Consider the following 12452-nt stretch of genomic DNA (forward strand, 5'->3'; position numbering starts at 1 on the left):
CTCCCGCTCCCCGCACTTCGACTTCAGCTTCAACGCCCTGGCCGTCCGCAACCAGGTGCGCTACACCCGCCCCGCGATCCCGTTGGGCGAGGGGGAGGCGAGCGAGAGCGAGATCCTGGCCCGCCTGGTGCTGTGCGCCTCCGGCGCGCCGGAGGCCGGTCCCGAGTCGGTCGACGCCATGGTCGTCGAGCACACCCTGGCCGCCGCCGTCGCCGACCCGCTCTCCCCCGTCCACGGCCGGGACACCGCGGAGCTGACCCGCCTGCTGAACGGCGGGAGCGGCCCCGAGCGGCGGCTGGACATGATGCTGCGGCTGGGCCCCTACGGCGACGGCTTCGGCGCCGACCCCGGCGGGCTGACCCTGGCGAAGCTGCTGGAGCACCCCCACGGCATCGACCTGGGACCGCTGCGCCCCCGGCTGCCCGAGGTGCTGCGCACTCCCTCCGGCAAGGTCGAACTGTGCCCGGAGCCGATCGCCGCCGACATCCCCCGGCTGCGCCGCTTCCTGGCGGGCCGTCAGGGAGAGCCCGAGACCCCGGTGCTGGTCGGCCGCCGCCATCTGCGCTCCAACAACAGCTGGATGCACAACGTCCCCGGCCTGAAGGGCGGCAGCAACCGCTGCACCCTCCACGTCCATCCCGCCGACGCCGCCCGGCTCGGCCTGGCCGACGGCTCCCTCGCCGAGATCACCGGCGACGGGGGCACGGTCCGGGCACCGGTGGAGGTGACGGAGGAGGTGGCCCGGGGGGTCGTCAGCCTGCCGCACGGCTGGGGCCACGACCGGCCCGGCACCCGGACGCCGGTGGCCTCCGCCGAGCCCGGGGCCAACGTCAACCAGCTCCTGGACGGGCGGCTGCTGGACCCGCTGTCGGGAACGGCCGTGCTCAACGGCTTCCCGGTCCGGGTGGTCCCCGCGCCGGCGGCCGGGGGCGCCGATCCGGGCTCCGCGGCGGCATCCCCGGCCGCCGCCGGATCCCCTGCCCCGTCCTCCGTGTGATCCACGGCATGCGCCGCCCTGCTGACACCCCAAACTAGCGCCGCTAGTTTGGGGTCATGCAGGCACACAACGGCATGTACATCGACGGACAGTGGCGCCCCGCAGCGGGCACGGAGACGATCGAGGTCGTCGACCCGGCCACCGAGGAGATCATCGGCACCGTCCCGGCGGGCACCGCCGAGGACGTCGACGCGGCCGTGGCGGCGGCCCGCGCGGCCCTGCCCGGCTGGGCCGCCACACCGCCCGCCGAGCGCGCGGCCCGGCTCGGCGCGCTGCACGACGCCCTGGCCGCCCGCCGCGAGGAGATCGCGGCCACCGTCACCGCGGAGCTCGGCGCCCCGCTGTCCTTCTCGCAGGCCGTCCACGCCGATCTGCCCGTCACGGTCGCCGGCACGTACGCGAAGCTCGCCGCCGAGCACCCCTTCGAGGAGAGGCTGGGCAACTCCCGCGTACTGCACGAGCCGGTCGGCGTCGTCGGCGCCATCACCCCCTGGAACTACCCGCTGCACCAGGTCGTCGCCAAGGTCGCCCCGGCCCTGGCGGCCGGCTGCACGGTGGTCCTCAAGCCCGCCGAGGACACCCCGCTGGTCGCGCGGCTGTTCGCCGAGGCCGTGGCCGAGACGGGGGTGCCGGCCGGGGCGTTCAACCTCGTCACCGGCCGCGGCCCGGTCGCCGGGCAGGCGCTGGCCGAGCACGGCGGCGTGGACATGGTCTCCTTCACCGGCTCCACCGCCGTCGGCAGCCGCATCGGCGCGATCGCCGGCGGTGCGGTCAAGCGGGTCGCGCTGGAGCTGGGCGGCAAGTCCGCCAACGTCATCCTGCCCGGCGCCGACCTGGTGAAGGCCGTGAAGATCGGCGTGGGCAACGTGATGGCCAACGCCGGTCAGACGTGCAGCGCCTGGACCCGCATGCTGGTCCACACCGACCACTACGACCAGGCCGTGGAGATCGCCGCCGCCGCGGCGGCCAAGTACGTCCCCGGCAACCCGACCGACCCCGCCACCCGGCTGGGGCCGGTGGTCAACGCCGGGCAGCGCGAACGCGTCACCGGCTACATCCGCACCGGGACCGAGGAGGGCGCCACCCTCGTCGCGGGCGGCGCGGACGCCCCCGAGGGGGTGGAACGCGGCTACTACGTGCGCCCCACCGTCTTCGCCGGCGTCACGCCCGACATGACCATCGCCCGGGAGGAGATCTTCGGCCCGGTCCTGAGCATCCTGCGCTACGAGGACGCCGACGAGGCCGCCCGGATCGCCAACGACTCCGACTACGGGCTGTCGGGCGCGGTGTGGGCCGCCGACGACGAGACGGCCGCCGCCTTCGCCCGCCGCCTGCACACCGGCCAGGTGGACATCAACGGCGGCCGGTTCAACCCGCTGGCGCCCTTCGGCGGTTACAAGCGGTCCGGCGTGGGCAGGGAGCTGGGCCCGCACGGCCTGACCGAGTACCTCCAGACCAAGTCCCTGCAGTTCTGAGCAGCACGCCCGGCCGTCCGTCCAGCGGTCCGGCCGCCCGCCCGATCCGCCCGCCCGACCCCAACGCAAGCAGCCCGTCCGCCCCAGGACGTGAGAGGAGACGCCACGTGGTCCGCGCCGTGGTCCTGCCCGCCGCCAAAGCCCCGCTGGAGATGGGGGAGATCGACCTGCCGGAGCCCGGCCCCGGCCGGGTGAGGGTCCGCCTCACCGCCGCCGGGGTCTGCCACTCCGACCTGTCGCTGTCCAACGGCACCCTGCGCCAGCCCGTGCCCGCCGTCCTCGGCCACGAGGGCGCGGGCACGGTGACCGCCGTGGGCGAGGGCGTCACGACCGTGGCCCCCGGCGACGAGGTCGTCCTCAACTGGGCGCCCGCCTGCGGAAGCTGCCACTTCTGCGCGAAGCTGGGCGAGCCCTGGCTGTGCACCGAGGCCAACGCGGCCAGCGGCGTCCCCTACGCGCGCTCCGCCGGCGGCCACGACCTGTATCCGGGGCTGGGCACGGCCGCGTTCGCCGAGGAGACGGTCGTCGCCGAGCGCGGGGTGCTGCCGCTGCCCGCCGGCGTGCCGCTGGCCGACGCGGCCCTGCTGGGCTGCGCGGTCCTGACCGGCTACGGCGCGGTCAACCACAGCGTCCGCCTGCGCGCGGGCGAGACGCTGGCCGTCTTCGGCGCCGGCGGAGTCGGACTGGCGGTGATCCAGGCGGCCCGGATCGCGGGCGCGGAGCGGATCGTCGCCGTGGACGTCTCCCCGGGCAAGGAGGAGCTGGCCCGCCGCGCCGGCGCCACCGACTTCCTGATCGCCTCCGACACCACGGCCAAGGAGATCCGGAAGATCACCGGCGGGCTGGGCGCGGACGCCGCCGTCGAGTGCGTCGGCCGCGCGGAGACCATCCGGGCGGCCTGGTCCTCCACCCGGCGCGGCGGGCGGACCTCGGTGGTGGGCATCGGTGGCAAGGACAGCCAGGTCTCCTTCTCGCCGCTGGAGATCTTCCACTTCGCCCGCACCCTGTCCGGCTGCGTCTTCGGCAACTGCGACCCCGCGCGCGACCTGCCCGTCCTCGCCGAGCACGTCCGCTCCGGGCGGCTGGACCTGGGCGCGCTGGTCACCGACCGGATCGGTCTGGAGGAGGTGCCGGCGGCCTTCGAGGCCATGCTCGCCGGACGCGGCGGCCGGGCGCTGGTGGTCTTCTAGTGCCGTGTCGGTCGGGGTTCACCCCGACCGACACGGCACTAGCCCGCCCGCCCCTCGCCGCCCTCGGTCTCCCGGGCCCGCTCCCGGCCCGGGAACTGGAGGGCCAGCCCGTCGACGAGGGCGCGCAGGCCCGTCTCGAAGGCGCCCTCGTCGACGCGCTGCTGGTGCTCGGCCAGCAGATGGGCCTGGTCCAGATGCGGGTAGTCGCGCTCGTACAGCGCCGCGTCGTCGACGAAGCCGCGGGCGAAGGAGCCCAGGGCGGAACCGGCCACGAAGTACCGCATCAGCGCGCCGATGCGGGTCGCGTGGGCGCGCGGCCATCCGGCGTCGAGCATCGCGCCGTAGACGGCGTCGGCCATCCGCAGCTGGCTGGGGCGCCGGCCGGGCCCCTGCGCCAGGTACGGGACGATGTTGGGATGCGTGCTGAGCGCCGCCCGGTAGGAGCGGGCCCAGGCCACCAGCGCCTCGCGCCAGTCGGTGCCGTCGGTGAACATCGACAGGTCGACATCGGCGCACACCGCGTCGGCCACCGCGTCCAGGATCTCGTCCTTGGTGCGGAAGTGGTTGTACAGCGACGGGCCGCTGACGCCCAGCTCGGCGGCGAGCCTGCGGGTGGACACCGCGGGCAGGCCCTCGCCGTCCACCAGCGCGAGCGCCGCCGCCACGATCCGCTCGCGGCTCAGCAGGGGGGTACGTGGGCGTGCCACGGATCACATCCTCGGGTCTCGTCCGGCATCTGTGAAGCTGCAACTAGCGCTGCTAGTTTATTGGGCATGGATCTGGAGCTGTCTCAGGAGCAGGCTGCCGTACGGCAGCTCGCCAAGGAGTTCGTCGACCGGGAGATCGTCCCGCACGCCGCCGAGTGGGACCGCGCCGAGAGCATCGACCGGTCCGTGGTGAAGTCCCTGGGCGACCTGGGCTTCCTGGGCCTGACCATCGACGAGGAGTACGGCGGGTCCGGCGGCGACCACCTGGCGTACTGCCTGGTCACCGAGGAACTGGGGCGCGGGGACTCCGCCGTGCGCGGGGTGCTGTCGGTCTCCCTCGGCCTGGTCGCCAAGTCGATCGCGGCCTGGGGGAGCGAGGAGCACAAGCGGCGGTGGCTGCCCCGGCTCTGCTCCGGCGAGGCGATCGGCTGCTTCGGCCTGACCGAGCCGGGCACCGGCTCCGACGCGGCCAACCTCACCACCCGCGCCCGCCGCGACGGCGGCTCCGGCGGCGACTGGGTCATCGACGGCACCAAGATGTTCATCACCAACGGCACCTGGGCCGACGTGGTGCTGCTCTTCGCCCGTACCGGCACCGAGCCCGGCCACAAGGGGATCACCGCCTTCCTCGTCCCCACCGACACCCCCGGGCTCACCCGCCGGGAGATCCACGGCAAGCTCGGCCTGCGCGGCCAGGCCACCGCCGAGCTGGTGCTCGACGGCGTCCGCGTCCCCGACGACTGCCGCATCGCCGAAGAGGGCAAGGGATTCTCCGTCGCCATGTCCGCCCTCGCCAAGGGGCGCATGTCGGTGGCGGCCGGCTGCGTGGGCATCGCCCAGGCGGCGCTGGACGCGGCCGTCTCCTACGCCGCCGAGCGCGAGCAGTTCGGCAAGCCCATCGCCCGCCACCAGCTCGTCCAGGAACTGATCAGCGACATCTCCGTGGACGTCGACGCCGCCCGGCTGCTGACCTGGCGCGTGGCCGACCACATAGACCGGGGTCTGCCCTTCGCCACCGAGTCCTCCGTCGCCAAGCTCTACGCCTCCGAGGCCGCCGTGCGCGCCGCCAACAACGCCCTCCAGGTCTTCGGCGGCTACGGCTACATCGACGAGTACCCCGTCGGCAAGCTGCTGCGCGACGCCCGCGTGATGACCCTGTACGAGGGCACCAGCCAGATCCACAAGCTGCTCATCGGCCGCTCGCTGACCGGGGTGTCGGCGTTCTGACGGTGTCCCGACCGCGCTCGGAGGGGGCTCCGAGGGCGTTCCGGCGGCGCTCCGGCGGCGTTTCCGGCCGCGCCGAGACGGCGTCCCGGCGGTTCCCGGGCCCCTCCGCTCCCTAAGCGGCTGCTCAGCAGGCGTTGTATGGTGTTCGCCCGGTGGGACGAACGGGCGAGGTGCTGATGGCTGCGGAGACGGGAGCGGAGTCCGTGCGGAGCGCGGACGCCATGGACGCCGCGGACACCGAGAACACGACGGAGAACGCCGCGGACGGCGCTGGAGAGCCCGACGACTCCTGGGGCGAGGTGGCCCCCGACGCCGCCCGCCGGCTGCTGCTGGCGGCCGTCGAGGCCTTCGCCGAGCGCGGCTTCCACGCCACCACCACCCGGGACATCGCCTCCCGCGCCGGGATGAGCCCCGCCGCCCTCTACATCCACTACCGCACCAAGGAAGAACTGCTCTACCAGATCAGCCGGGTCGGCCACGAGCGCTCGGTGCGCATCCTCACCGAGGCCGGCAACAGCGCGGTGACACCCGCCGACCGGCTCGCCGCCGCGGTGCGCGCCTTCGTGCGCTGGCACGCCGAGCGCCACACCACGGCCCGGGTGGTGCAGTACGAGCTGAACGCGCTGGCCGAGGAGCACTACGCCGAGATCGTCGCCCTGCGGCGGCGCAGCGAGGAGATCCTGCGAGGCATCCTCCAGGACGGGGTGGCCGCCGGGGACTTCACCGTCCCCGACGTCCGGGGCACGGCCCTGGCCGTGCTCTCGCTCTGCATCGACGTCGCCCGCTGGTTCCGCTCCGGCGGCACGCGCACCCCCGAGGAGATCGGCGAGCTCTACGCCGGACTGGTGCTGAAGATGGTCGGCGCCCCGGCCGTCCCCGCCGGCGAGACCGCGGACGGGGACGGCCGGGGCGCGTGAGCCCGGCGGACGGCGGCGGGCGTCACAGGTAGTAGCGCACGACGCTCTCCGCGACGCACACCGGCTTCTCCCCGCCCTCACGCTCGACCGTCACCACCGAGGCGAACTGGACGCAGCCCTCGCCGACCTCGGAGACCTCCGTGATCCGCGCGGTCGCGCGCACCCGCGAGCCGACCGGCAGGGGGGAGGGGAAGCGGACCTTGTTCACGCCGTAGTTGATGCCCATGCGCACGCCCTCGACGCGGATGAGCTGCGGCACCAGCACCGGCAGCAGCGAGAGCGTCAGATAGCCGTGCGCGATGGTGGTGCCGAACGGGCCGGCGGCGGCCTTCTCGGGATCGACGTGGATCCACTGGTGGTCGCCCGTCGCGTCCGCGAACAGGTCGATCCGCTTCTGGTCGACCTCCAGCCAGTCGCTGGTGCCCAACTCCTCGCCGACCGCGGCCTTCAGTTCGTCGACCGATGTGAAAACCCGGGGCTCCGCCATCGAAGCTCGCCTCCCCAACCATGCGTGGTGTCCGTGTGTCCGTGGTGTCGGTACACGCTACTAAGCGCTTGCTCAGCATGGTCGGGGGTGCCGGGCATGTCAACGGCCGCACCGCCTTCCGCGCACTGCCCGCCGAGCGCCGAGCGCCGCCCGCCGAGCGCCCGCCGCCCGCCGAGCGCCCGCGACGCGTCACGGCGGGCCCCGGAAGATCCGGGACCCGCCGTGACGCGTCATGCTCCACCGGGCCGCCAGGGCCGCGCCCGCGCCGGACGCGGGCGTCAGCCGCTGACCGCCATCCTCCCCGTGCCGCCGCCGTGCGCCACCGCCCCCGGCCGGCGGGCCCGCAGGGCCCGCTCGGCGCTGTGCATCGCCTGGGCCGCACGCCGTGCCTCACGTGCCTCAGCCTCACGGACCAGCCGCCGCAGCACCTCCGCCAGCGGAGCGGGCGGCGCGGCGCCGGGGTCCTCCACGGGCAGCAGCCCGCGACCGCCCCAGCACCGGCGGTGCCAGGCGTCACCCGGTGGCTGCCGGACACCGAGGTGCTTCTGCTCCCTGCGCCGCCGCGCGAAGTCGCGCTCGTACGCCAGCCACACCTCCCGGGCCTCCTCCAGCTCCTCCAGCGCGGCCATCAGGCGCTCCGGGTCGGGGCTGCGGTCGTCGGGGGAGATACCCGCGCGGGCGCACAGGTGGTACCAGGTGGCGCGGTGCCCGTAGGGGGCGAAGCGCTCCAGGCACTTGCGCAGCGCCTGCCTGCGCTGGGACGGGTCTCTCTCGGGATCACGGACCTGTTCTGCCAGGGCATTGAAACCGGCCAACGCGTACCACCTCCGACGTAATCGACCACAGCCGTCATCGCTGGGACGTACCGGACCCTCCAATGGATCCGTGTGCCCCCGAATCTTCCGATGCCACATACCGACTGGTTAGTCTGTGCAGGAAATCGGTGGGTCACCGGGAGCGGGCCGGAAACGGACACCGTAGGCGACCGGAACGAGACGAAGGGTGGGCACATGGAGGACCTGCGGGACTCTGGCGTCGTGGTGACCGGGGCGGGCGGCGGCATCGGCGCCGCCCTCGCCCGCGCCTTCGCCGCACGCGGCGCCAGGGTCGTCGTCAACGACCTCGACGCCGGCAAGGCCGAGGCCGTCGCGCGCGAGATCGGCGCCACGGCGGTGCCCGGCGACGCCTCGGAGGTCGTCCCCGCCGCCCGCGAGGCCCTCGGCGGCCGTATCGACGTCTTCTGCGCCAACGCCGGCATCGCCCCCGCCGGCGGCCCCGAGGCCGAGGACGCCGTCTGGGACGCAGCCTGGGACGTCAACGTCATGGCCCACGTCCGGGCGGCGCGCGAACTGCTGCCCGAGTGGCTCGAGCGCGGCCGGGGCCGCTTCGTCGCGACCGTCTCGGCCGCCGGAATGCTCACCATGGTCGGCTCCGCGCCCTACAGCGTCTCCAAGCACGCCGCCCTCGCCTTCGCCGAGTGGCTGTCGCTCACCTACCGCCACCGCGGGATCGACGTCCACGCCGTGTGCCCGCAGGGCGTGCGCACCGACATGCTCGCCTCCGCCTCCACCGCCGGCGACCTGGTGCTCAAGCCCACCGCCATCGAGCCCGAGGACGTCGCCCGCGCCACCCTGGAGGCCGTCGACGCCGGGCGCTTCCTGGTCCTTCCGCACCCGGAGGCCGGCCGCTACGCCGTCGCGCGGGCATCCGACACCGACAAGTGGCTGGACGGCATGAATCATGTGCAGCGGAAGCTGGAGACAATCCAGCGGGACCAGCAGGTCCGGTAAGGCCACCAGGAGCAGGAGGAACCGCCATGACGAGCCCGGCGAACCAGCGGCAGGACGACGCCCCCACCCAGCCTGTCCCGCAGCGGCTGCTGGCCGCAGCCACCCGGCTGTTCGCCGACCGCGGCTACGACCGCACCTCCGTCCAGGAGATCGTCGAGGCGGCGGGCGTCACCAAGGGCGCCCTCTACCACTACTTCGGCTCCAAGGACGACCTGCTGCACGAGATCTACGGCCGGGTGCTGCGCCTGCAGCAGGAGCGGCTGGACGCCTTCGCCTCCTCCGACGCCCCCGTGGAGCAGCGGCTGCGCGACGCCGCCGCCGACGTCGTCGTCACCACCATCGACAACCTCGACGACGCCTCGATCTTCTTCCGCTCCATGCACCAGCTCAGCGAGGACAAGCAGAAGCAGGTGCGGGCCGAACGCCGCCGCTACCACGAGCGGTTCCGCGCCCTGATCGAGGAGGGGCAGAAGGCGGGGGTGTTCTCCACCGCCACCCCGGCCGACCTGGTGGTGGACTACCACTTCGGCTCCGTCCACCACCTCAGCACCTGGTACCGGCCCGGCGGGCGCATGACCCCGCAGGAGGTCGCCGACCACCTGGCGGACCTGCTGCTGCGGGCCCTGCGGCCGTAAACCCCCCCACCGCGACCCGCGAGCCCGGTGCCTCACGAACCACCCGAAGAACCCGGCACGACCCACGACACCGGACCCACGACCCCACACGACCCACTACCCAAGGCGGAGGCCTCAGGTGAAGGCATGGCGCGTCCACGAGAACGGCGAACCGCGCGAGGCGATGCGGCTGGAGGAGGTCCCGGACCCCGAGCCGGGCCCCGGCCGCCTCCTGCTGCGCGTACGGGCGGCGAACGTCAACTTCCCCGACGCGCTGCTGTGCCGCGGCCACTACCAGGTACGGCCCCCGCTGCCCTTCACCCCCGGCGTGGAGCTGTGCGGCGAGGTCGTGGCGGCCGGCGAGGGCACGTCCACCGCCACCGGCACCCGCGTCATCGCCCAGCCCGACCTGCCCCACGGCGCCTTCGCCGAACTGGTGGCGGTCGACGAGGCCCGCTGCGCCCCCGCGCCGAAGGCGCTGGACGACGCCGAGGCCGCCGCCCTCCACATCGGCTACCAGACCGGCTGGTTCGGCCTCCACCGCCGCGCCCGCCTCCAGGCCGGCGAGACCCTGCTGGTCCACGCCGCCGCCGGGGGAGTGGGCAGCGCCGCCGTCCAGCTCGGCCAGGCGGCGGGCGCGAAGGTGATCGGCGTCGTCGGCGGCCCCGAGAAGGCGGCGGTGGCCCGGGAGCTGGGCTGCGAGACGGTGATCGACCGGCGCGCGGTCGACGGCGCCAAGGGGCTGGCCCAGGCGGTCAAGGAGGCCACCGGCGGCCACGGCGCCGACGTGGTCTACGACCCCGTCGGCGGCGACGCGTACACCGCCTCCACCAAGTGCGTCGCCTTCGAGGGCCGGATCGTGGTCGTCGGCTTCGCCAGCGGCGCCATCCCCAGCCCCGGCCTCAACCACGCCCTGGTGAAGAACTACGCCATCCTCGGCCTGCACTGGGGCCTGTACAACACCCACGACCCGGCCGCCGTCCGCGCCTGCCACGAGGAGCTGACCAGGCTCGCCGAACAGGGCGCGATCAAGCCGCTGGTGAGCGAGCGCGTACCGATGGAGGGCGCGGCCGACGCCGTCCAGCGCGTCGCCGACGGCACCACCACCGGCCGCGTCGTCATCCAGCCCTGAGCCCCTCCGGCCCGGCCGCCGGCGCCGTGTGTCCCCGGACCGCCCGGCGGTCCGGGGACACACGGCTCTCTTGTGCGCGACCGGAAAGATCAGGAGGAGTTCACCGGTCGCGCTTCTCCGCATCATGTAGACGCTCGGCATCCTCGACAGCGCCCCACTCACGCGCACGCTCGAAATGGCGGCTGATGCGCACCTCGTGCTCCTGCTGCTCCGGGCGCGGGTCCGTCGCCAGCCGTGCGTGCAGCTCGACGTCGTAGCGGACGCCGTCGTAGGCGAGCTTTCGCCGTTGCAGGCCCTCGGGTGCGAACCCCGCCGCGCGGGCCACACGGCAGGAGGCCGGGTTGTCGGTGCGGTGCCCCAACTCCAGGCGGAACAGGCCAAGGTCGGTGAAGCACCAGTCGGCCAGCGCCCGGCAACCGTGGGCCGCCACGCCCCTGCCACGGGCGGCGGCGGTGGTCCAGTACGAGACCCAACCGGTGCCGTGCTGCGCGTTGACGCCGCCCACCGCGACACCGCCCAGAGCCGGGTCGCCGCCGTCGGCGACGGCGAAGCCGTAGGCCACTCCACGGTGCCACTGGTCCCGCCGCCGCCGGACCCACTGCTCGGCCTCCGCCGCCGTGGTGACGGGCGCGTCGGCCTGCCGCCCCATCACCGGCTCCGCGAACGCCTCCAGTACGGCGGAGACATCGGACAGCGCCCACGGACGCAGGCACAACCCGGCCGGTAACCACAGTCGATCACGCATTCCACGGATTCTTCCGCCGGACCGGGCGAGGCGGCAACGCAGTCAGTCCCGGGAGGAGCCCTCGGGCCACAGCACCCGGACGGGGACGCCGGTGCGGCGGGCGTAGGCCACCACATCCGCCGTGCCACCGTAGCCGCGCGACGGTTTCCCGTACCGGACGGGAATCGACCGAGACACCTCCCAAGTGACGCGAAAGAGAAATGAATAACCTATTGTGAAATTTTTATTTGAATGATATAATTCGCCGGTCCTTGATTATGGTGGGTGCTGTGACACCACAGAGCCCAAGCAGTACTGCCCTGACGGCCGCAGCCGCACGTGCCGCCCACCTCATCGTCGACAACCCGCCGTCGATCTTTGCCGACACGCTCGCCGAAGCCCTGCTGGGTGCCCAGGCCGAAGAGCTTCTGGGCTACCACCGCACTTACGGGGACCATCTCGTCCTGTCCGCCGCCCGAGCCCAGACCGTCTGCCGCAGCCGCTACACCGAAGAGTGCGTCAGCCGCGCGATCCACTCGGGCACACGCCAGTACGTGATTCTCGGCGCCGGTCTCGACACCTTCGCCCACCGCTCCGAACTCGCCGGGCAGGTCCGTGTCTTCGAGGTCGACCACCCCGCCACCCAGCAGGACAAGAGGGAGCGCCTGGCCGCCGCGGGAGTCCCGGTCCCCGGCAACGTCACCTATGTGCCGCTGGACTTCGAGCGCGAGTCCCTGGCCGGCGGGCTCGGCGCGCACGGCTTCGATCCGAGCAGGCCGTCGGTCGTCGCCTGGCTGGGCGTGAGCATGTACCTCACCGCCGACTCCGTCGCCGAAACCCTCGGCGCGATAGGAGGCTTCGCCCCCGGTACTCAACTCCTCATGGACTACATGCTCCCCGGGGGACTGCGCGATGCCACCGCGCGGCGATACGCCGACGCCGTCGCGTCCTTCGCCGCCGAACACGGCGAGCCATGGCGGACTTTCTTCACCCCGGAAGACCTGACCGCCCTGCTGTCCGGCTGTGGTTTCAAGTCCGTCAGGCATGTCCGCCAGCACGAGATGCTCGACCCAGCCCTGTGGGACCGCCAGGACGCACTGGCACCGCTCGACCTGTCCCGCATCGCCCACGCCCGGACACGCGGGTAGGGGCGAGCGCGCTGCTTCGCCCGGGAGGGGCCGCCCCGGGGCGG

Annotated in this window: 13 protein-coding genes; 9 read left to right on the forward strand and 4 right to left on the reverse strand. The window is 73.7% G+C overall.

The window, feature by feature from the left end; all coding sequences use genetic code 11:
- From L7D48_RS13315 to L7D48_RS13325, 3 genes are all read left to right on the forward strand, one after another.
- Positions 1–997: molybdopterin dinucleotide binding domain-containing protein (locus L7D48_RS13315; RefSeq protein ID WP_237879641.1), on the forward strand; the 997-nt coding region annotated here is incomplete at its 5' end.
- A gap of 56 nt (positions 998–1053) precedes the next feature.
- Positions 1054–2472: an aldehyde dehydrogenase family protein gene (locus L7D48_RS13320; RefSeq protein ID WP_237879642.1), complete on the forward strand. Its 1419-nt coding sequence runs from the start codon at positions 1054–1056 to the stop codon at positions 2470–2472.
- A gap of 107 nt (positions 2473–2579) precedes the next feature.
- On the forward strand, positions 2580–3662 hold the full coding sequence (locus L7D48_RS13325) for a Zn-dependent alcohol dehydrogenase (RefSeq protein WP_237879643.1): 1083 nt from the start codon (positions 2580–2582) through the stop codon (positions 3660–3662).
- Positions 3663–3700: 38 nt separating this feature from the next.
- Here L7D48_RS13325 and L7D48_RS13330 read toward each other — a convergent pair whose 3' ends face one another.
- Entirely contained in the window at positions 3701–4369 is a 669-nt protein-coding gene (locus L7D48_RS13330; protein ID WP_237879644.1) for a TetR/AcrR family transcriptional regulator, read from the reverse strand.
- Positions 4370–4435: 66 nt separating this feature from the next.
- On the opposite strand from L7D48_RS13330, the gene L7D48_RS13335 reads away from it, so the two are divergent.
- On the forward strand, positions 4436–5596 hold the full coding sequence (locus tag L7D48_RS13335; RefSeq protein WP_237879645.1) for an acyl-CoA dehydrogenase family protein: 1161 nt from the start codon (positions 4436–4438) through the stop codon (positions 5594–5596).
- A 221-nt stretch (positions 5597–5817) separates the two neighbouring features.
- Positions 5818–6513 carry a TetR/AcrR family transcriptional regulator gene (locus L7D48_RS13340; RefSeq protein ID WP_237879656.1) on the forward strand — a complete coding sequence of 232 codons (696 nt, stop codon included), beginning with the start codon at positions 5818–5820 and terminating at the stop codon, positions 6511–6513.
- Between the two features lie 22 nt (positions 6514–6535).
- Here L7D48_RS13340 and L7D48_RS13345 read toward each other — a convergent pair whose 3' ends face one another.
- Positions 6536–7000, reverse strand: coding sequence for a MaoC family dehydratase (locus L7D48_RS13345; RefSeq protein WP_101255505.1), 465 nt, complete (start codon positions 6998–7000; stop codon positions 6536–6538).
- Positions 7001–7278: 278 nt separating this feature from the next.
- Positions 7279–7815, reverse strand: coding sequence for a hypothetical protein (locus tag L7D48_RS13350; RefSeq protein WP_237879646.1), 537 nt, complete (start codon positions 7813–7815; stop codon positions 7279–7281).
- Between the two features lie 195 nt (positions 7816–8010).
- Between L7D48_RS13350 and L7D48_RS13355 the strand changes: the two genes are divergently transcribed.
- The 3 genes from L7D48_RS13355 (at position 8011) to L7D48_RS13365 (ending at position 10536) form a co-directional block, all read left to right on the forward strand.
- Positions 8011–8790 (forward strand): SDR family oxidoreductase, encoded by a 780-nt coding sequence (locus L7D48_RS13355; protein ID WP_237879647.1) that lies wholly within the window; start codon positions 8011–8013, stop codon positions 8788–8790.
- A gap of 26 nt (positions 8791–8816) precedes the next feature.
- Entirely contained in the window at positions 8817–9425 is a 609-nt protein-coding gene (locus tag L7D48_RS13360; protein ID WP_093662912.1) for a TetR/AcrR family transcriptional regulator, read from the forward strand.
- A 118-nt stretch (positions 9426–9543) separates the two neighbouring features.
- Entirely contained in the window at positions 9544–10536 is a 993-nt protein-coding gene (locus L7D48_RS13365; RefSeq protein ID WP_237879648.1) for an NADPH:quinone oxidoreductase family protein, read from the forward strand.
- Between the two features lie 100 nt (positions 10537–10636).
- On the opposite strand, the gene L7D48_RS13370 is transcribed toward L7D48_RS13365, so the two are convergent.
- A complete protein-coding gene (locus tag L7D48_RS13370; RefSeq protein WP_237879649.1) occupies positions 10637–11281 on the reverse strand; it encodes a GNAT family N-acetyltransferase in 645 nt (214 codons plus the stop codon).
- A 269-nt stretch (positions 11282–11550) separates the two neighbouring features.
- On the opposite strand from L7D48_RS13370, the gene L7D48_RS13375 reads away from it, so the two are divergent.
- Positions 11551–12408, forward strand: coding sequence for an SAM-dependent methyltransferase (locus L7D48_RS13375; protein ID WP_237879650.1), 858 nt, complete (start codon positions 11551–11553; stop codon positions 12406–12408).
- Positions 12409–12452 lie beyond the last annotated feature (44 nt).

The sequence above is a fragment of the Streptomyces sp. ICN903 genome (genome assembly GCF_022015835.1).
Classification (GTDB): Bacteria; Actinomycetota; Actinomycetes; order Streptomycetales; family Streptomycetaceae; genus Streptomyces; species Streptomyces fenghuangensis.

Bases quoted from the DNA above. Each gene is read 5' to 3' on its own strand.
- L7D48_RS13320 (WP_237879642.1), top strand. From the start codon at position 1,054: ATGCAGGCACACAACGGCATGTACATCGACGGACAGTGGCGCCCCGCA.
- L7D48_RS13335 (WP_237879645.1), top strand. From the start codon at position 4,436: ATGGATCTGGAGCTGTCTCAGGAGCAGGCTGCCGTACGGCAGCTCGCC.
- L7D48_RS13340 (WP_237879656.1), top strand. From the start codon at position 5,818: ATGGACGCCGCGGACACCGAGAACACGACGGAGAACGCCGCGGACGGC.
- L7D48_RS13345 (WP_101255505.1), bottom strand. From the start codon at position 7,000: ATGGCGGAGCCCCGGGTTTTCACATCGGTCGACGAACTGAAGGCCGCG.
- L7D48_RS13355 (WP_237879647.1), top strand. From the start codon at position 8,011: ATGGAGGACCTGCGGGACTCTGGCGTCGTGGTGACCGGGGCGGGCGGC.
- L7D48_RS13360 (WP_093662912.1), top strand. From the start codon at position 8,817: ATGACGAGCCCGGCGAACCAGCGGCAGGACGACGCCCCCACCCAGCCT.
- L7D48_RS13370 (WP_237879649.1), bottom strand. From the start codon at position 11,281: ATGCGTGATCGACTGTGGTTACCGGCCGGGTTGTGCCTGCGTCCGTGG.